Below are 16711 nucleotides of genomic sequence, written 5' to 3'. Positions count from 1 at the left end.
GACATGTCGATGCCGAGTTGAAATGGCCGCGCGCTTGCCACAGGCTGGTGGCGCGACAGCAGGGGAGGAGCGCATGCGCACGAAAGCCGCCGTGGCCCTAGGGGCCGGCAAGCCGCTGGAGATCATGGACGTCAACCTCGAGGGGCCGAGGGCCGGAGAGGTCCTGGTGGAGATCAAGGCCACCGGCATCTGCCACACCGACGAGTTCACGCGCTCGGGCGCGGACCCCGAGGGCCTCTTCCCGTCGATCCTGGGCCACGAGGGGGCGGGCATCGTCGTCGAGGTGGGCGAGGGCGTCACCAGCGTGAAGCCGGGCGATCACGTCATCCCCCTCTACACGCCCGAGTGCCGCGCGTGCCCGTCCTGCCTGAGCCAGAAGACCAATCTGTGCACCGCCATCCGGTCGACGCAGGGCCAGGGCCTCATGCCCGACGGGACCTCGCGCTTCTCCACGCTGGATGGCGATGTGCTGCACCACTACATGGGCTGCTCGACCTTCGCCAACCACACGGTCCTGCCCGAGATCGCGGTGGCGAAGATCCGCGAGGACGCGCCCTTCGACAAGGTCTGCTACATCGGCTGCGGGGTGACCACCGGCGTCGGCGCGGTGATCAACACCGCCAAGGTCGAGATCGGGGCGAAGGCCGCCGTCTTCGGGCTGGGCGGCATCGGGCTCAACGTGATCCAGGGACTTCGCCTCGCCGGCGCGGACATGATCATCGGGGTGGACATCAACCCCGACAAGCGCGCCCAGGCCGAGCGTTTCGGAATGACCCATTTCGTCAACCCGAACGAGGTCGAGAACGTCACGCAGGCAATCGTGGATCTGACCAAGACGAAGGCCGACCAGATCGGCGGCGCCGACTCCTCCTTCGACTGTACCGGCAACGTGCAGGTCATGCGCGCGGCGCTGGAATGCACCCATCGCGGCTGGGGGGAGTCGGTGATCATCGGCGTGGCGCCCGCGGGGGCCGAGATCTCGACCCGTCCCTTCCAGCTCGTGACCGGCCGGGTCTGGAAGGGCACGGCCTTCGGCGGCGCGCGCGGGCGCACCGACGTGCCGAAGATCGTCGACTGGTACATGGACGGCAAGATCGAGATCGATCCGATGATCACGCACACGCTCTCGCTCGACGAGATCAACAAGGGCTTCGATCTCATGCACGCGGGCGAGTCGATCCGCTCGGTGGTCGTCTACTGACGCGTTCGCCCGGGAGTCTTCCCGCATGGCGCTCGCGATCCGCCCGGCAACCGCGGCCGACGACGACGCGATCTGGGCGATCCTGAAGCCCGTGATCGAGGCGGGCGACAGCCTCGTCGCCGATCCGCGGGGCGGGCGCCCTCGCCTACTGGCGCCCGCCCGGCGCGGAGACTTTCGTGGCCGAGGAGGAGGGTCGCGTCCTCGGCACCTACTACCTGAAGCCCAACCAGCCAGGCGGCGGCGCCCATGTCGCCAACGCGGGCTATTGCACGGCGCCCTGGGCGCGAGGCCGGGGCGTGGCGCGGAAGATGCTTGCCCATTCCCTCGAGGAGGCGCGGGCGCGCGGATTCCGCGCCATGCAGTTCAATTTCGTCGTCGCCACCAACACCCGCGCGATAGAGACATGGGACCGCGCGGGCTTCACGGTGGTGGGACGCCTGCCGGAAGCGTTCCGGCACCCGGCGGAAGGCTTGGTGGATGCGCTGGTGATGCATCGCCGGCTCTGAGGACACATTGTGCCCGCCGCCCGTATCGGCGACATTGCCGGAAAATGGAGGACCTTCTTGCCCAGCCCCGACCGCACCCCGCTTCTGGCCGTTCTCATCGACGCCGACAACGTGCCGGCGAAACACGCCAAGCAGATCCTGAAGGAGATCACCACCTTCGGGGAGCCCGGGCTTCGCCGGGTCTACGGCGACTGGTCGAACCAGCGGCTTGCCGGCTGGACCCGTGTCGCGCAGGAGCTCGGACTGGTGCAGCACCAGCAGACGGCGAACACGAGGGGCAAGAACGCCTCTGACATCGGGCTCGTGATCGACGCGATGGACATTCTCCATGCCGGCCGGTTCGACGGGTTCGTTCTGGTGTCCTCGGACAGCGACTTCACCCGTCTCGCCAGCCGCATCAGGGAACATGGCCTGACCGTGATCGGCATCGGCGAGGCCAAGGCGCCGGACGCGCTGAAGAACGCCTGCAACCGCTTCGTGGCGATCGAGAACATCGCGCCGGAGGACACCGGCCCGTCGCGGACCCGCGAGATGAGCGGCCAGACGCTTTCGGAGGCGCGGCAGCTCTTTTTCGACGCGATGGAAAAGATCGACCAGGAGGAGGACGAATGGTTCCCGCTGGGGCGCATCGGCCAGCAGATCCAGGCGGATTACCCGGATTTCGACACGCGGACCTATGGCAAGCGGAAGCTTTCGGACCTCGTCGCGGACCTGAAGGTGTTCGAGACGAAGAAGGGGCCGGGCAACCAGCTTCTCGTCCGGCGGGTGGACTGACGAAGGTTCTGGGTCGACCTCTTCGCCGGCCCGCGAGGTCATCGGCCGTCAGATGCGATACACATGGGGGGCCTTCGGTGGCCCTGATCCTGTCAGGGTGAAGGTCCGCTGCGAGCCCGGAAGTGACAGACGCTGCGTGTTGCTCGAACGTCGGCTTTACAGCAAACCGAGCCTTGGCTGTCCGACTATCTAAACACGGTCAAAGCTTGACCTCGGAAAGACCATAGCCGAAAAATTCCTGTAGGGCATCGCTTAGGGTAAGAATATGAGCAAAAAAATTGACATGGCGCTTCAAGATTTAACGAAGTTTGGCGCAATCAGTTCTTCTTCTTGGCAGTCTTACACGTGGAAAAACGAGCTAGCGACACAAAGGGATCGCATTTCGCATCATCTTGATGAGATTTTCAGTGAAGCTGAAACAGAGCACAATCCGTTTCATATGATTGAGCGGTCGGTGGGTGTTGCGGCTGTTTGCATGCGGCGCTTACTAGAATGCCGCCTTGTCACAGATCGCTTCCGCGACAGTCAAATTGAAGTCCATTGCGTTCGCCGAAAGACCGACAGTCCGTGGCGCGAGCCGTTCATTCGTAATACAGCAGGTGAGATTTTTCAGAACTACGATCTGACAGGCAGGCAGCCTGAGCGGCAGTCTCCGAAGCTGATATCTGATAAGCTTCTTCATGCTCGTGTAATCGCAGTTGTTGTTGGTAGCGCCTACCTTCCAGATGGCTTGCTAATCGCATCTGACACCCAGAGAAAGCATCATTTGCTTCATTTCACATCCGCCGAATTTGCTGATTTGCTGAATGTATTCTTGAACGATTTAGTTCGATCGGAAGTTGACGGCTTCGTGACGATAGACGGCGTGATTCACACTGACAAGGTCTATGCTAAAAGGGACTAGAACTCCGCCTATGAGAAGCAGCCGTTGGCGCAGCCGCAGCGAAAGTCGGCAAAGTCCGCCAAGCGGCCGAACGCAGGCTGGACGGCCTCCCGCATTGTCTGGTGGATAATAGGGAACGTCTTCTTCTTCCCTCCAACCTGTCATGATTTTTCGGAAGAAGAATCGTGACGCCCATAGCGCGCCATGAAGGTTTCGACCGCGCCGTCGATGACGCGCTGCACTTCCTCTTCGGTGAAGCTGCGCTTGATGCCGAAGACCATGCGCGGGTGCAGGTCGGCCTTGCAGAGCTCCGCGAACTGGTCGGCGGCGAGGTCGACGTCGTCGATTTCCATCTCGCCCCGCGCGCAGGCATCGGAGAGGTAGCGCTTCATGCGGTCGCGGACGAGCGCCGGCCCGCAGTCGTAGAACTCGCGCCCGAGCTCGGGGAAGCGGTCCGCCTCGGCCACGCAGATGCGGTAGACGCGCTGGCCGAGATCGGAAAGCATGAAGCCGAGCATCTTGCGCGCCGCGACGGGAAGCACGCAACGCGGCGGCGCCGTGGTTTCCACGAGTTCGAGCGACTCCGCGGCGGCGTGGGCGCATTCGCGCTTGGCCACCTCCATGAACAGAAGCCGCTTGTCCGCGAAGTAGCTGTAGAGCGTCGCCTTGGAAACGCCCGCCGCGCGGGCGATGTCGTCCACGCTGGCCCCCTCGAACCCGTCGCTGAGAAAGACCTTGCGCGCGCCTTCGAGCACCTGGTCGTATTTCCGGCCCTTCCGCGGCGTGCTCGAGGATGCGTTCATCGGCGTGTCTTCCATGTCGCGTACATAAACCGAACGGTTCAGTTCCAGCAACCCCGCCCGCCCGGGACCGCGGGCCTTGCCTTCGCCGCGGGGCCGCTATAATTTGGAATCATTCTAAACTGAGGCACTCATGCGTTTCTTCACCCAGCGGCGGCATTTCAGCGATCTCGACGAGCGGGAAATCCTCGCTCTCGCCGTGTCCTCCGAGGAGGACGACGCGAGGATCTATCGCAGCTACGCCGAGCGGCTGCACGACGCCTATCCGGACACCGCCCGGATCTTCGAGGGAATGGCCGCGGAGGAGGACCGTCACCGCACGCGGCTGATCGAGCAGCACGAAAAACGCTTCGGCCCGACCATACCGCTGATCCGCCGCGAGCATGTCGCCGGGTATTACGCGCGCCGCCCCGTCTGGCTGGTCGAGAACCTCGGCATCGAGCGGATCCGCGACGAGGCCGCGATGATGGAGAAGGAGGCGGAGCATTTCTATCACGTCGCCGCGCAGCGGAGCACGGATGCGGAGACGCGCAAGCTTCTGGGCGACCTTGCCGCCGCGGAGGCGGGCCACCAGCAGGTGGCGGACCGGCTTGCCGAGGAACACCTCGACGCCGACGCCAAAAGCGCCGAGGAGCGCACGGCGCGGCGCCAGTTCGTCCTGACCTGGGCGCAGCCGGGCCTCGCGGGGCTGATGGACGGCTCCGTGTCCACGCTCGCGCCGATCTTCGCGACCGCCTTCGCCACGCAGGATACCTCGACGACGTTTCTCGTCGGCCTCGCGGCCTCGGTCGGGGCGGGTATCTCGATGGGGTTCACCGAGGCGGCCTCGGATGACGGGGAGCTGTCGGGGCGGGGCTCGCCGATCAAGCGGGGCCTCGCCTCGGGCGTGATGACCACGCTCGGCGGGCTCGGCCACGCGCTGCCCTATCTCATTCCGCATTTCGCCACCGCGACGGCCATCGCCATCGCCGTCGTCTTCGTGGAGCTCTGGGCGATCGCGTGGATGCAGAATCGTTTCATGGAGACGCCCTGGCTGCGCGCGACCTTCCAGGTGGTGCTGGGCGGCGCGCTCGTCTTCGCCGCGGGGGTTCTGATCGGCAGCGGCTAGGCGTCGTCGCAGTCCCCGCGCGTGGCGGCGGATTGACGCGGGCCGGGGGCATGCTACGAAGCTTCGGTGCTCGAGATATTCCTAAAGACGCTGCCGTTCTTTTCGCTGATCGGCCTCGGTTTCTGGGCCGGGCGAAGCGGATTCTTCAGCGCCGAGGCCACCGCCTACCTGACGAAGTTCGTCTTCTACTTCGCGCTCTCGGCGATGCTCTTCCGCTTCGCCGCAAATCTCTCGATCACGGAGATCTTCGACGGGCGTCTGGTGGCCGGGTATCTCTGGGGCACCGCGGTGGTCTACGCGATCGCCACCGGCGTCGCGTTGCTGCGAAGGCTCGACGTTCCCACCGCCGCGGTCGAGGCGCAGACGGCGGTGATCGGCAACACCGGCTTTCTCGGCGTGCCGATGCTGACGCTGCTGCTGGGGGCCGGGGCGATCGGGCCGGTGATGCTCGCGCTCGCCGTGGACCTCATCGTGTTTTCCTCGCTCATCGTGATCCTGATCACGGGGGCGCGCGACGGGCGGATGAGCCTCGCCATTCTCGGGACGGTGGGCACGGGGCTGGTCCGCAACCCGATGATCGTGTCGATCACGCTGGGCCTCGCATGGTCGGGCACCGGTTGGACGATCCCGGGGCCGGTGAACGAGTTCCTGGGCATTCTCGGCGCCGCCGCGACGCCCGGGGCGCTCTTCGCGATCGGGGCGTCGCTTGCCACCAAGTCGGCCGAACGCGTGGAAATCGCAGCCTGGCTCAGCCTGTGCAAGCTGGTGCTGCATCCGGCGGCCGTGGCCTTCGGTGTGCTCTGGCTCTTTCCCGCCGATCCCTACAAGGCGGGCGTGATGATCGCCGCCGCGGCCTTGCCCGTGGCGGGCAACGTGTACATCCTTGCGCAGCACTACGGCGTGGCGCCGCAGCGGGTATCGGCGGCGATCCTGCTTTCGACGCTGGCGAGCATCGTCACCGTCACCTGGGTCATCGCCAACCTGCCCGCGACCTGAAAGGGAGGCCACCGATGTTCCGCAAGGGCGAAGTCCGTTACGAGCCGCTACCGCTTCCCGACCGGCGGGAGATGGACGATGCGCGGATGATCGCGGCGGCGCGCGCCGTCCACGAGGAGATGCGCACCCGCCACAGCGTGCGCGACTTTTCCGACCGGCCCGTGCCCGGAGAGGTGATCGCGGAATGCGTGCGCACCGCCGGCACCGCGCCGTCGGGCGCCAATCACCAGCCCTGGCACTTCGTGGCGATCTGCGATCCGGCGATGAAGGCGCGCATCCGCGCCGCCGCCGAGGCGGAGGAAGAACGCTTCTACGAGGGGGGCGCGGGTGAGGAATGGCTGAAGGCGCTGGAGCCCATGGGCACCGCCGCCTCGAAACCGCACCTGACCACCGCGCCCTGGCTCGTCGTGGTCTTCGCGCAGCGTTACGGCCTCACCGAGGAGGGCGAGCGCTACAAGAACTACTACGTGCCGGAAAGCGTGGGCATCGCCACCGGCTTTCTGATCGCCGCGCTGCACCGCGCGGGGCTGTCCTGCCTGACCCACACGCCCAACCCGATGCGTTTTCTCAACGATCTCTGCGGCCGCCCCGATCACGAGAAGCCGGTGATGATCCTCGTCGTGGGGCACCCTGCCGGGGACGCGACCGTGCCGCGCGCGGCGAAGATCAAGAAGCCGCTCGACGAGATCCTGACCATCTGCCCCGACGGGGACGCCTGAGCCCTTTTCCGCGCGCCGCCCGTCCTGCTAGGAGAGGGCGGAAGCCCAAGGGAAGGAGCCCCGCCCATGCAGACCGTCTCGGAAAACCGCGCCTTCGGCGGCGTGCAAGGCGTCTACACCCACGCCTCCGACGCCTGCGCCTGCGACATGACCTTCGGCCTTTTCCTTCCGGAAGAGGCGAAGGACGTGCCGGTGCCCGTGCTCTTCTATCTCTCGGGGCTCACCTGCACGCACGAGAACGCGATGATCAAGGCGGGCGCGCAGGGCTGGGCGGCGGAGCAGGGCGTCGCGGGCGTCTTCCCCGACACCAGCCCGCGCGGCGCGGAGGTGGCCGACGACGAGAGCTACGACCTCGGCCAGGGCGCGGGGTTCTACGTCAACGCCACCGAGATGCCCTGGGCCCGGCATTACCGCATGTGGGATTACGTGGCCGAGGAGTTGCCCGCGCTCATCGGCGCGCATTTCGCGGTCGACCCGGAGCGCCAGGCGATCACCGGCCATTCCATGGGCGGGCACGGCGCGTTGACGCTGGCGATGGGGCTGCCCGGGCGCTACCGCTCGGTGTCGGCCTTCGCGCCCATCGCGCATCCAAGCGCGGCGGAGTGGGGGCGCAAGCAGCTCCGCGCCTATCTTGGCGAGGACGAGACCGCGTGGCGGCCCCATGACGCGGCCTTGACGATGCGCGACCGGGGGCTCGACGCGCCCTTGCTGGTCGATCAGGGAACGGCCGATCCCCACATCGACAAGCTGCGCCCCGAGGCGCTGGCCGAGGCGATGGCGGCGTGCCGCGTGGACGGCGCGCTGCGCCTGCGGAAGGGCTATGACCACAGCTACTTCTTCGTCGCGAGCTTCATGGAGGAGCATCTGCGCTTCCATGCCGAGGCGCTTTACGCGTGACCCTTTACGTCGACGCCGACGCCTGCCCCGTGAAGGCCGAGGCCGAGCGCGTCGCCACACGTCACAAGGTGCCGGTGAAGCTGGTCAGCAACGGCGGCCTGCGTCCCTCCGCAAACCCGCTGGTCGAGGTGGTGATCGTGCCCGAGGGGCCCGACATGGCCGATCTCTGGATCGCCGAGCGCGCGGGACGGGGCGACGTGGTGGTGACGAACGACATGCCGCTCGCGGCGCGCTGCGTGGCCTCCGGCGCGCTTGTCCTGCGGCCCGACGGCAGCGCCCTGACCAAGCGCAACGTGGGCGAGGCGCTTGCCCTGCGCGACCTGATGACCGATCTGCGCGCGGCCGATCCGTTCCGTCAGGGCGGGACGAAAGGTTTCGGGAAGGCCGATCGCGTCCGTTTCCTCGACGCGCTGGAACGGTCGCTGCGCGCCGCGAAGGCGTGATCCCCGCGCATGGCACGGAAGGATGGAAAATCCCGCCCGTTTGCGCCTAGGCTCATGGCGACGCCCAGGAACTGGCGGAAAGGGAAACGGAACGATGCGACCTGACGCGGTCATCTTCGACATCGGCAACGTGCTGATCGAATGGAACCCCGAACGGTTCTACGACGCCGAGATCGGCCCGGCCCGGCGCCGCGCGCTCTTCGAGGCGGTGGACCTGCATGCCATGAACGACCGCGTGGATCGGGGCGGGGACTTCCGCGACACCATCTACGAAACGGCCGAGGCCTACCCCGAATGGCGGGACGAGATCAGGCTCTGGCATGACCGCTGGATCGAGCTCGCCCGGCCCGAGATCCCGCGATCGGTCCAGCTGCTGCGCGCGCTGCGCGGCCGGGGTGTGCCCGTCTTCGCGCTCACGAATTTCGGCATCGGCAGCTTCGAGCTGGCGCGCGGCCACTACCCCTTCCTCGACGAGTTCGACCGCGCCTTCGTTTCGGGGCACATGGGCGTCATCAAGCCCGAGCCGGAGATCTACGAAAGGGTGGAGGCCGAGACGGGGCTTGCGCCGGAGCGGCTGCTCTTCGCCGACGACCGGGCGGACAACGTGGCCGCCGCGGCCGCGCGCGGCTGGCAGGCGCACCGCTTCGACGGACCCGAGGGCTGGGCGCGGCGGCTCGTCGATGCGGGGCTTCTGGGCGCCGAGGCCGCGGCATGAGCGCGGTTCCGGTGATCCCCTTCGCCGAGGGCGAGGCGCGGCTCGACTGGCGCGCGCTCTGCGACGCGTTCGCCGATGGGCACCGCCGCCCGAAGGCCGAGGTGGCCGACAGTTTCCTTTACCGGGGCGAGGACACGCTTCTGTCGCGCGCGGCCTGGATCGACGGGCTGGGCATCGCCGTGAAATCGGCGACGATCTTTCCCGGCAACGCGGCGCGCGATCTTGCCAGCGTCAATGGCGGGGTCAGCCTTTATGCCGACGATACCGGCCTGCTCGAGGCGATCGTCGATTTCCATCTCGTGACGAAATGGAAGACGGCCGGCGACAGCCTCTTTGCCGCCCGCCGCCTGGCGCGGCCCGATGCGCGCGAGATCCTGATCGTCGGCGCGGGCACGGTGGCGCGCTCGCTGCGCGAAGCCTATGGCGCGGGCTTTCCCGGGGCGCGCTTCACCGTCTGGAACCGCAGCCGCGCGCGGGCCGAGGAGATGGCGGCAGCCTTTCCGGGCATGGCCGTGGCCGACGATCTCGAAGCCGCGGTGGCGGGGGCGGACATCGTCACCTGCGCCACCATGTCGACCGAGCCGGTGATCCGCGGCGCGTGGCTGCGCCCCGGCCAGCACCTCGACCTCATCGGCGCCTTCCGCCGCGACATGCGCGAGGCGGATGACGACGCGCTGTCGCGCGCCCGCGTCTTCGTGGACAGCCGCGCCACGACGGTCGGGCATATCGGCGAGCTTCTCATCCCGATCGCCTCGGGCGCCTTCGCGGAAGAGGACATCGTCGCCGATTTCTACCAGCCCGACGCCTTCGCCCGGAAGGGCGCGGAGGAGATCACGCTTTTCAAGAACGGCGGCGGGGCGCATCTCGACCTGATGACGGCGCGCTACATCCTGTCGCGCTGGCAGGCGGCCGCATGAGCGCGTGGCTCTGGCTGGTGGGGGCCGCGTCTGCGGGGATCGCGGCCGCGCCCTTCCTGCGCGAGCGCCGCCGCCCGATCATGGATGCGCAGGCCCGCCGCGCCGCGCCCGGCGAGTTCGCCCCCCTGCCGCTCGGCGAGACGCATTATCGCTGGGCGGGACAGGCGCGGGGCCCGGTCGCGGTCTGCGTGCACGGCCTCACCACGCCCTCCTTCGTGTGGGAGGCGCTTCTGCCCGAGCTTTCGCGCCTGGGGTTTCGCGTCCTGGTCTACGATCTCTACGGGCGCGGCTTTTCGGACCGGCCGGCCGGGCGGCAGGACGCGGCGTTCTTCACCGGTCAGCTCGATGCCCTGCTCGCCGACATGCTGGAGGAGGACGAGGCGATCACGCTCATCGGCTACTCGATGGGCGGGGCCATCGCCACGGCATATGCGGCGCGCCGGCCGGAGCGGCTGCGAAGCCTCGTGCTGATCGCGCCGGCCGGCATGGGCCACGACCTCGGCCCGCTGGCGCGCTTCGCGCGCGGTGCACCGCTTTTCGGCGACTGGCTCTTTCTCGCGGGCTATCCCCGCCAGCTTCGCCGCGGCATCGCGGAAGAGGCCGCGGCGGGCCGGGAAAGCGCCGTGCCCGACATGGCGGACCGCCAGCTTGCCGAGCTGCGTTGGCGCGGCTTCCTTCCGGCGGTGAAGGCCAGTCTTCGCGGCATCCTCGCCCGCCCGATGGAGGCCGAGCATCGCGCGATCTCGCGCGCGGGCGTGCCGGTGCTGGCGATCTGGGGGCGCGAGGACCCGGTGATCCCGCTCTCCGGCCTCGGGCGTCTCGTGCAGTGGAACCGGGTGGCGCGGCAGGAGGTGGTCGAGGGCGCGGGCCACGGCCTTGTCCATACCCACCCCGCCGAGGTGGCCGAGGCGATGCGCGACTTCGTCGAGGACCCGCCCGGCTGAGCCGCGACTCTGGCGGCGCGTCGTGGCCCGCGCTATGGCGGACGGCATGAGCGAGACGATGCAGGATCTCTACGCCGCGCGCGTGGCGACCGGGGCGATCGACCCGGACCCGGCGCAGGAGGCGGTGCTGCCCGAGCTGGAGCGTATCCGTCGCGCTCTCGCCCAGCCCGTGAAGCGCGGGCTCTTCCGCCGCGCGCCGGAACCGCCGAGGGGCCTTTATCTCTGGGGCGGGGTCGGGCGCGGCAAGTCCATGCTGATGGACCTTTTCGCCGCGGCCTCGCCCGCGCCCACGCGCCGCGTGCATTTTCACGCCTTCATGCAGGAGGTGCACGCCGGCATGGCCGCAGCGCGGGCCGAGGGGGTGGACGACGCGATCCGGCCCGTGGCCGCCGCCGTCGCGGACGAGATCCGCTGCCTTGCCTTCGACGAGATGCAGATCACAGACATCACCGACGCGATGATCGTCGGCCGGCTCTTCGAGCAGCTCTTCGCGGCGGGGGTCGTCGTGGTCGCGACATCGAACCGCGCGCCCGACGATCTTTACAGGGACGGGCTGAACCGCGCGCTCTTCCTGCCCTTCATCGATCTCCTGAAGGAGCGCCTGGTCGTCCACGAGCTCGCCGGGGCGACCGACTACCGGCAGGACCGGCTTGCGGGCTCGCCGGTCTATTTCACGCCCGTGGACGCGACGGCGCGGCGCACCGTGGCCGAGATCTGGGAGGGGCTGACCGGCGGCGATCACGCGCGGCTCACGCTGCGCGTCCAGGGCCGCGACGTGGTGCTGCCCGCCTTCCACAACGGCGTCGCGCGGGCGCGCTTCCACGACCTTTGCGGCCAGCCGCTCGGGCCGGCGGACTATCTCGCCATCGCGGATGCGGTGCGGGTGCTCTTGCTGGAGGACATCCCGCAGCTCGGCCGCTCCAACTTCAACGAGGCGCGGCGCTTCGTGACCCTGGTGGACGCGCTCTACGAGGCGCGGGTGCGGCTCATCTGCACCGCCGCCGCCCTGCCCGAGATGCTTTACGTCGAGGGAGAGGGCAGCTTCGAGTTCGCGCGCACCGCGAGCCGGCTGCGCGAGATGATGAGCCACGGCTGGGGCCATCCCTGACGGCGGTCAGCCTTCGGAAAGGAAGCCGATGACGGCCTCCGTCATCTCGCGCCATGCCGGGTCCGTGGGCACCGGAACATGATTACGGCTTTCCAGGATTCGCAGACGTGCATCCGGAAGGCCTTCGGCCAACCGCAGCGCCTCGCTGACCGGCTGCACCGCGTCGCCGCGGGCGTGCAACACGAGAGCGGGCGCGGCGACCTGCCCGAGCCGCGCCGACACGTCGAAGGCGTCGATTGCCTGCCGAAGGGCCACCGCGCTAGCGGGCGTTGCGGACGCAAGCTGGGTGGCGACGATGCTTTCGCGTTCCTCGCGGCCGGCGTCGGGCAGGTAAAGCGTCGCGAAGGCGGTGACGAACGGGCTGTCCGGCACGCCCCAGCCTTCCCAGATCATGGTCAGGATCGCCGACGCGCGCTCCAGGTCCTCGCCGCTGCCGCGACGGCTGCGGCCCTCGACGTAGCCGCCGTAGAGGGCGAGGCGGCTCACCCGTTCGGGATGCCGCGCCGCGAATGCGAGGCTGACGGGAACGCCCTGCGAGGCCGCGAAGATCGGGAACCTCTCCAGCCCCGCTGCGTACGCCACCGCGCGCAGATCCTCCGTCAACCGGTCGAGATCGAGGTCGCCCGGCTCGCGGTCGGACAGGCCGGTGCCGCGCTGGTCGTAGCGGATGACGGTGAACCGGGTTCCAAGCCGGTCCAGCAGCGGGCGCCAGATCGGGCTGTGCCAGTCGCGCTCGAGATGCGTGAGGAAATGCCCGGCGCGCAGCAGCGGCGGCCCGGCGCCGCTCACCGCGTAGGCGGTTCTCGTGCCGTCGGCGGACCGCGCGACGCGCACCGTCCTGGTCGCCGCCGGCGAGCCTTGTCATGGGCGCCGCGCTGTCGCCGCTCTCGACAGGTGCCACAAAACGGAAGCCGCGGCGCGGTACGGTGCGGAGCATGGCCTGCCGGCGGCCGTCGTCGCCGAGAGCGCGGCGCACCGCGTTGACACGGGACGAGATGGTCGCCTCCGAGACGATACACCCGCCCCAGACCGCGTCGATCATCTCGTCCCGCGTGACGAGTTCGCCCGCGCGCGACACGAAGAGCGCGAGAAGTTCGAACACCTGCGGCTCGAGCGGCACCGGAGCGCCGTCGCGCCGAAGCTCGAAGCGCGGCGTGTCGAGCTCGAAGGCGCCGAACCGATAGGTCGTGGCGCGATTAGAGCGCCTTCGCGGCCTGCGCCTCACGGTCAAAGGGGGAGACGGCCGCAAATCTCAAGAAATTCTGAAGGCGGCCTTCAAGCGCGCCACCGGCCAATCGGCAGGATGAAACGCGCAACGAAGGAGGCCGACATGGACATCGAAACGACAAGGATCCGGAGGCGGCCCGACGGGTCGATCGACACGGAATACTACATCGCCCTCGGGCACCTTGCCCGGGCCGAGCAGGCGCGCGCTCCTCGGGCGCGCGAAGAACGAGGTGCGGGCGCCGTCCTACCCGTTCTCCCGCAGGATGGCGCCGGCGAGGTAGAGCGAGCCGCAGATGAGCACCCGTGCATCGGGCGTCTCTGCGGCGAGGGCGGCGAGGGCGGCGGCGGGGCGCTCGGCGGTGCGGGCGGGCAGGCCCGCGGCCTCGGCCGCGGCGGCGGTGGGCTCGGCGGGCAGGGTGTGCGCCGCGCCTGGGATCGACACCGCCGTCAGGCTGTCGGCCACGCCCGCTAGCGGCGCGAGATAGCCCGCCACGTCCTTGGTATTGAGCATCCCGCAGACGAGGTGGGTGGGCCGCGACGGCAGGCTTGCGCGGTGGCGCGCCAGCGCGGCGCCGGCGGAGGCGTTGTGCCCGCCGTCGAGCCAGAGTTCGACGCCGGGCGCGCTCTCGGCCAGAGGTCCGCGGCGCAGGCGCTGCATCCGCGCCGGCCATTCCGCGCCCGTCACGGCGGCCTCGCAGGCGTCCTCTCCGAAGCCGAGGTGGCGCAGCGCGGCGAGCGCCGCGCCCGCGTTGTCGATCTGGTGGGCGCCCGGCAGGACGGGCAGGGGCAGGTCCAGAAGCCCGCGCTCGTCCTGGTAGATCAGGCGCCCCCGCTCTTCCCGGGCATGCCAGTGCTGGCCATGGGCGAGAAGCGGAACGCCGCGCCGCGCGGCCTGCCGCTCGATCACCTCCATCGCGTCCTCGGGTTGCGGGCCGACGACGCAGGGCGTGCCGCGCTTCAGGATACCCGCCTTCTCGAAGGCGATCTTCGCCACCGTGTCGCCGAGGAACTGCTCGTGGTCGCGCGAGATGGGCGTCACGATCGTGAGCCGCGGCGCGTCGACCACGTTCGTCGCGTCGAGCCGCCCGCCGAGGCCGGTCTCCAGAAGCGTCCAGTCGGCGGGCGTGCGCGCGAAGGCCAGAAGCGCCGCGCAGGTGGTGATCTCGAAATAGGTGATCGGCGCGCCGCCGTTCGCCGCCTCGCATTCGTCGAGCGCCGCCGTCAGCGCCTCTTCGGAAATCAGCGCGCCGGAAAGCCGGATGCGTTCGTGAAACCGGGCGAGGTGCGGCGAGGTGTAGGCGTGCACCCGCTGCCCCCCGGCCTCGAGACCCGCGCGCAGGAAGGCGAGGGTGGAGCCCTTGCCGTTCGTCCCGGCAAGGTGGATGACGGGCGCGAGCGCGCGCTCGGGGTGGCCCAGCGCGGCGAGCAGCCGCCAGACCCGGTCGAGCGTGAGGTCGATCACCTTGGGGTGCAGCGACATCATCCGTTCGAGGATGACGTCGGAGGCAAGTCCGCTCATCGCGCGGCGGGCTCCTTTGCGGCGACGGCGGTGTCGTCGCCCGGCGTCTCGGGCGCCGGCAGGTCGCCCTTCACCGCGGGGGGCAGGTTCAGCAGCATCCGCGTGATCGAGATGAGCTCGTCCCGGAGCTGGCCGCGCGGCGTCACGCGGTCCAGCATCCCGTGATCCAGAAGATACTCGGCGCGCTGGAAGCCCTCTGGCAGCTTCTCGCGGATCGTCTGCTCGATCACGCGGGGCCCGGCAAAACAGATCAGCGCGCCCGGCTCGGCGATCTGCACGTCGCCCAGCATGGCGTAGCTCGCCGTCACGCCGCCGGTGGTGGGGTGGGTGAGCACGACGATGTAGGGCAGCCCCGCCTCCTTCACCATCTCCACGGCGACGGTGGTGCGCGGCATCTGCATGAGCGAAAGGATCCCCTCCTGCATCCGGGCGCCGCCGGCGGCGGAGAACAGGATCAGGGGCCGCCGCGTTTCGACGGCGCGGCGCGCGGCGGCGATGATGGCGTTTCCGACATACATCCCCATCGACCCGCCCATGAAGGAAAAGTCCTGCGCGGCGGCGACGATGGGGGTGCGCCCGATCTCGCCCTCGGCGACCAGCATCGCCTCCTTCTCGCCGGTGGCCTTCTGCGCGGCCTTCATGCGGTCCGGATATCTTTTCTGGTCGCGGAACTGCAGCGGGTCGGCAACCGGCTGGGGCACACCGACCTCCTTGAAGACGCCGGCGTCGAAAAGCGTGGCGAAGCGCTCGCGCGGGCTGATCGGCATGTGGTGGCCGCAATTCGTGCAGACGTTGAGGTTGTCGCTGAGTTCACGGTGGAACAGCATCGTCCCGCATTCGTCGCACTTCGTCCAAAGGTTTTCGGGCATCTCGCGGCGCGAGAAGATCGAGTTGATGCGGGGCCGGACGTAGTTGGTGATCCAGTTCATGGCGGTGCCTTGCTGGGCGGGGACTGGGGCGAAATAAGCCCGCGAGCGCCGGATTGCAATCAGCGGCGGATCGCGACGCGCGCGGCCAGCCAGGAACATCCCATGATGGCCAGATCCACTGGCAGGGCGCTGCGGATGGCGTCGGTGTCGGTCGTGCTGAAGGGGTAGACGTAGAGCGCGAGCCCCGAGAGGTTGCCCTCCATCGCTGTGAGGGCCACGGCGAAGAGATTGTTGAAGAAGTGCATGGCGATGGCCGGCCCGAGATTGCCCGCCCGCGCGGTCAGGTCGGCGAGCGCGATGGCGAAGGCGCCGGTCCAGAGCGCCACCAGCCACGCATTGCCCGTGAACTGGCCCGGCGCGTAGTGGCCGAAGGCGAACAGCGCCGAGGGCACGCCGATCCAGATGAGCGGGCTGCGGTAGCGCGCGGCGAGCTGCTGCTGGAGGTAGCCGCGGAACAGCACTTCCTCAGCGCCGGTCTGCACCACGAGCGCGCTCAGCGTGAACGGCAAAAGCGCGAGCCAGAGCCCCGGCGCCATGTTCGGCTCGGGCGCGGCCGCCCCCGGCGCGCCCCACGGCGGAAGCAGCATCACGAGCAGGAAAAGAAGCCCGAGCGCGCCGAGAACGCGAAAGAAGTCGCGCGCCGCCTGCCGCAACGAGGGGCCGAGAAGGCTCGCGAAGCTGCGGCCGTGCAGATGATGCGCCGCCGCCGCGGCACCGAGCGCCATGAAAACGAAGCTGTAGAGGATCACCAGCGCCGAGGCCGGGGTCGTCCCGGTTCCGTCCTCGAAGGTGAGCGCGTCGTATAGCCTGTCGGGCGAGACCGCGTAGAGCACCGCGCGCATCGCCCAGTTGAGCCCGAAGAGCACCAGCGCCACCAGGAGCACCCCGAGCAGCAGGCGCCACGGCTCCGGCGTGGATCTCGCGGGGGCGACGAACGCGTCGTGGCGGGCGTAGGGCTGGCCGGTCATGCAGCGATAGCTAGTGCGCCGCGCGCATTCCCGCAATCGGCCTTGTGCGCTGGCGGG

18 protein-coding genes and 1 pseudogene are annotated in these 16711 nt (G+C 68.9%); 13 read left to right on the top strand and 6 right to left on the bottom strand.

Annotated elements, in window-relative coordinates:
• The first annotated feature begins 73 nt into the window (after positions 1-73).
• The 4 genes from AB6A65_RS12385 (at position 74) to AB6A65_RS12370 (ending at position 3385) form a co-directional block, all read left to right on the top strand.
• Positions 74-1201 carry an S-(hydroxymethyl)glutathione dehydrogenase/class III alcohol dehydrogenase gene (locus AB6A65_RS12385; protein WP_371038699.1) on the top strand — a complete coding sequence of 376 codons (1128 nt, stop codon included), beginning with the start codon at positions 74-76 and terminating at the stop codon, positions 1199-1201.
• 176 nt (positions 1202-1377) lie between these two features.
• On the top strand, positions 1378-1707 hold the full coding sequence (locus AB6A65_RS12380; protein ID WP_371038698.1) for an N-acetyltransferase family protein: 330 nt from the start codon (positions 1378-1380) through the stop codon (positions 1705-1707).
• Positions 1708-1764: 57 nt separating this feature from the next.
• Positions 1765-2481 (top strand): NYN domain-containing protein, encoded by a 717-nt coding sequence (locus AB6A65_RS12375; protein ID WP_371038697.1) that lies wholly within the window; start codon positions 1765-1767, stop codon positions 2479-2481.
• A 265-nt stretch (positions 2482-2746) separates the two neighbouring features.
• Complete coding sequence (locus AB6A65_RS12370) at positions 2747-3385, top strand: hypothetical protein (protein ID WP_371038696.1); 639 nt, start codon at positions 2747-2749, stop codon at positions 3383-3385.
• A gap of 140 nt (positions 3386-3525) precedes the next feature.
• On the opposite strand, the gene AB6A65_RS12365 is transcribed toward AB6A65_RS12370, so the two are convergent.
• Positions 3526-4167, bottom strand: coding sequence for a TetR/AcrR family transcriptional regulator (locus tag AB6A65_RS12365; protein ID WP_371038695.1), 642 nt, complete (start codon positions 4165-4167; stop codon positions 3526-3528).
• 130 nt (positions 4168-4297) lie between these two features.
• On the opposite strand from AB6A65_RS12365, the gene mbfA reads away from it, so the two are divergent.
• The 9 genes from mbfA (at position 4298) to zapE (ending at position 12011) form a co-directional block, all read left to right on the top strand.
• Positions 4298-5272, top strand: a complete 975-nt coding sequence (gene mbfA, locus AB6A65_RS12360; protein WP_371038694.1) for an iron exporter MbfA — start codon at positions 4298-4300, stop codon at positions 5270-5272.
• A gap of 66 nt (positions 5273-5338) precedes the next feature.
• A complete protein-coding gene (locus tag AB6A65_RS12355; protein ID WP_371038693.1) occupies positions 5339-6268 on the top strand; it encodes an AEC family transporter in 930 nt (309 codons plus the stop codon).
• Positions 6269-6282: 14 nt separating this feature from the next.
• The gene (locus AB6A65_RS12350; RefSeq protein WP_371038692.1) at positions 6283-6987 is read left to right on the top strand and encodes a nitroreductase family protein; all 705 of its coding nucleotides are present in this window, start codon (positions 6283-6285) and stop codon (positions 6985-6987) included.
• A gap of 66 nt (positions 6988-7053) precedes the next feature.
• Complete coding sequence (gene fghA / locus AB6A65_RS12345) at positions 7054-7884, top strand: S-formylglutathione hydrolase (protein ID WP_371038691.1); 831 nt, start codon at positions 7054-7056, stop codon at positions 7882-7884.
• Positions 7881-8327, top strand: a complete 447-nt coding sequence (locus tag AB6A65_RS12340) for a YaiI/YqxD family protein (RefSeq protein WP_371038690.1) — start codon at positions 7881-7883, stop codon at positions 8325-8327. The genes fghA and AB6A65_RS12340 overlap by 4 nt, the downstream gene beginning before the upstream one ends.
• 94 nt (positions 8328-8421) lie before the next feature.
• Positions 8422-9042, top strand: a complete 621-nt coding sequence (locus AB6A65_RS12335) for an HAD-IA family hydrolase (protein WP_371038689.1) — start codon at positions 8422-8424, stop codon at positions 9040-9042.
• Positions 9039-9959, top strand: a complete 921-nt coding sequence (locus AB6A65_RS12330) for an ornithine cyclodeaminase family protein (protein WP_371038688.1) — start codon at positions 9039-9041, stop codon at positions 9957-9959. The genes AB6A65_RS12335 and AB6A65_RS12330 overlap by 4 nt, the downstream gene beginning before the upstream one ends.
• Positions 9956-10903, top strand: coding sequence for an alpha/beta fold hydrolase (locus AB6A65_RS12325; protein ID WP_371038687.1), 948 nt, complete (start codon positions 9956-9958; stop codon positions 10901-10903). Before AB6A65_RS12330 ends, AB6A65_RS12325 begins: the two co-directional genes overlap by 4 nt.
• A 46-nt stretch (positions 10904-10949) precedes the next feature.
• Complete coding sequence (gene zapE / locus AB6A65_RS12320) at positions 10950-12011, top strand: cell division protein ZapE (RefSeq protein ID WP_371038686.1); 1062 nt, start codon at positions 10950-10952, stop codon at positions 12009-12011.
• Between the two features lie 6 nt (positions 12012-12017).
• Here zapE and AB6A65_RS12315 read toward each other — a convergent pair whose 3' ends face one another.
• The 5 genes and pseudogenes from AB6A65_RS12315 to AB6A65_RS12295 form a co-directional block, all read right to left on the bottom strand.
• Positions 12018-12845, bottom strand: a complete 828-nt coding sequence (locus AB6A65_RS12315) for an alpha/beta fold hydrolase (RefSeq protein ID WP_371038685.1) — start codon at positions 12843-12845, stop codon at positions 12018-12020.
• Between the two features lie 79 nt (positions 12846-12924).
• A pseudogene (locus tag AB6A65_RS12310) lies at positions 12925-13131 on the bottom strand (transcriptional regulator); the annotation flags it as partial.
• A gap of 351 nt (positions 13132-13482) precedes the next feature.
• Positions 13483-14757, bottom strand: coding sequence for a folylpolyglutamate synthase/dihydrofolate synthase family protein (locus AB6A65_RS12305; RefSeq protein WP_371038684.1), 1275 nt, complete (start codon positions 14755-14757; stop codon positions 13483-13485).
• Entirely contained in the window at positions 14754-15686 is a 933-nt protein-coding gene (accD, locus tag AB6A65_RS12300) for an acetyl-CoA carboxylase, carboxyltransferase subunit beta (protein ID WP_371038683.1), read from the bottom strand. The genes AB6A65_RS12305 and accD overlap by 4 nt, the downstream gene beginning before the upstream one ends.
• A gap of 59 nt (positions 15687-15745) precedes the next feature.
• Positions 15746-16654, bottom strand: a complete 909-nt coding sequence (locus AB6A65_RS12295) for a lysostaphin resistance A-like protein (RefSeq protein WP_371038682.1) — start codon at positions 16652-16654, stop codon at positions 15746-15748.
• Between the last annotated feature and the right edge of the window lie 57 nt (positions 16655-16711).

The organism is Rhodosalinus sp. FB01 (assembly GCF_041365715.1).
In the GTDB taxonomy this organism is placed as follows: Bacteria; Pseudomonadota; Alphaproteobacteria; order Rhodobacterales; family Rhodobacteraceae; genus Rhodosalinus.
Note: the sequence above shows the minus strand (reverse complement) of the source record. Positions and strands in the feature narration are given on the sequence as shown.

Excerpts from the sequence above, each read along its gene's own strand:
- AB6A65_RS12325 (WP_371038687.1), top strand. The coding sequence starts at position 9,956 with ATGAGCGCGTGGCTCTGGCTGGTGGGGGCCGCGTCTGCGGGGATCGCG.
- AB6A65_RS12350 (WP_371038692.1), top strand. The coding sequence starts at position 6,283 with ATGTTCCGCAAGGGCGAAGTCCGTTACGAGCCGCTACCGCTTCCCGAC.
- fghA (WP_371038691.1), top strand. The coding sequence starts at position 7,054 with ATGCAGACCGTCTCGGAAAACCGCGCCTTCGGCGGCGTGCAAGGCGTC.
- zapE (WP_371038686.1), top strand. The coding sequence starts at position 10,950 with ATGAGCGAGACGATGCAGGATCTCTACGCCGCGCGCGTGGCGACCGGG.
- mbfA (WP_371038694.1), top strand. The coding sequence starts at position 4,298 with ATGCGTTTCTTCACCCAGCGGCGGCATTTCAGCGATCTCGACGAGCGG.
- AB6A65_RS12330 (WP_371038688.1), top strand. The coding sequence starts at position 9,039 with ATGAGCGCGGTTCCGGTGATCCCCTTCGCCGAGGGCGAGGCGCGGCTC.
- AB6A65_RS12370 (WP_371038696.1), top strand. The coding sequence starts at position 2,747 with ATGAGCAAAAAAATTGACATGGCGCTTCAAGATTTAACGAAGTTTGGC.
- AB6A65_RS12335 (WP_371038689.1), top strand. The coding sequence starts at position 8,422 with ATGCGACCTGACGCGGTCATCTTCGACATCGGCAACGTGCTGATCGAA.
- AB6A65_RS12295 (WP_371038682.1), bottom strand. The coding sequence starts at position 16,654 with ATGACCGGCCAGCCCTACGCCCGCCACGACGCGTTCGTCGCCCCCGCG.
- AB6A65_RS12305 (WP_371038684.1), bottom strand. The coding sequence starts at position 14,757 with ATGAGCGGACTTGCCTCCGACGTCATCCTCGAACGGATGATGTCGCTG.
- accD (WP_371038683.1), bottom strand. The coding sequence starts at position 15,686 with ATGAACTGGATCACCAACTACGTCCGGCCCCGCATCAACTCGATCTTC.
- AB6A65_RS12385 (WP_371038699.1), top strand. The coding sequence starts at position 74 with ATGCGCACGAAAGCCGCCGTGGCCCTAGGGGCCGGCAAGCCGCTGGAG.
- AB6A65_RS12365 (WP_371038695.1), bottom strand. The coding sequence starts at position 4,167 with ATGAACGCATCCTCGAGCACGCCGCGGAAGGGCCGGAAATACGACCAG.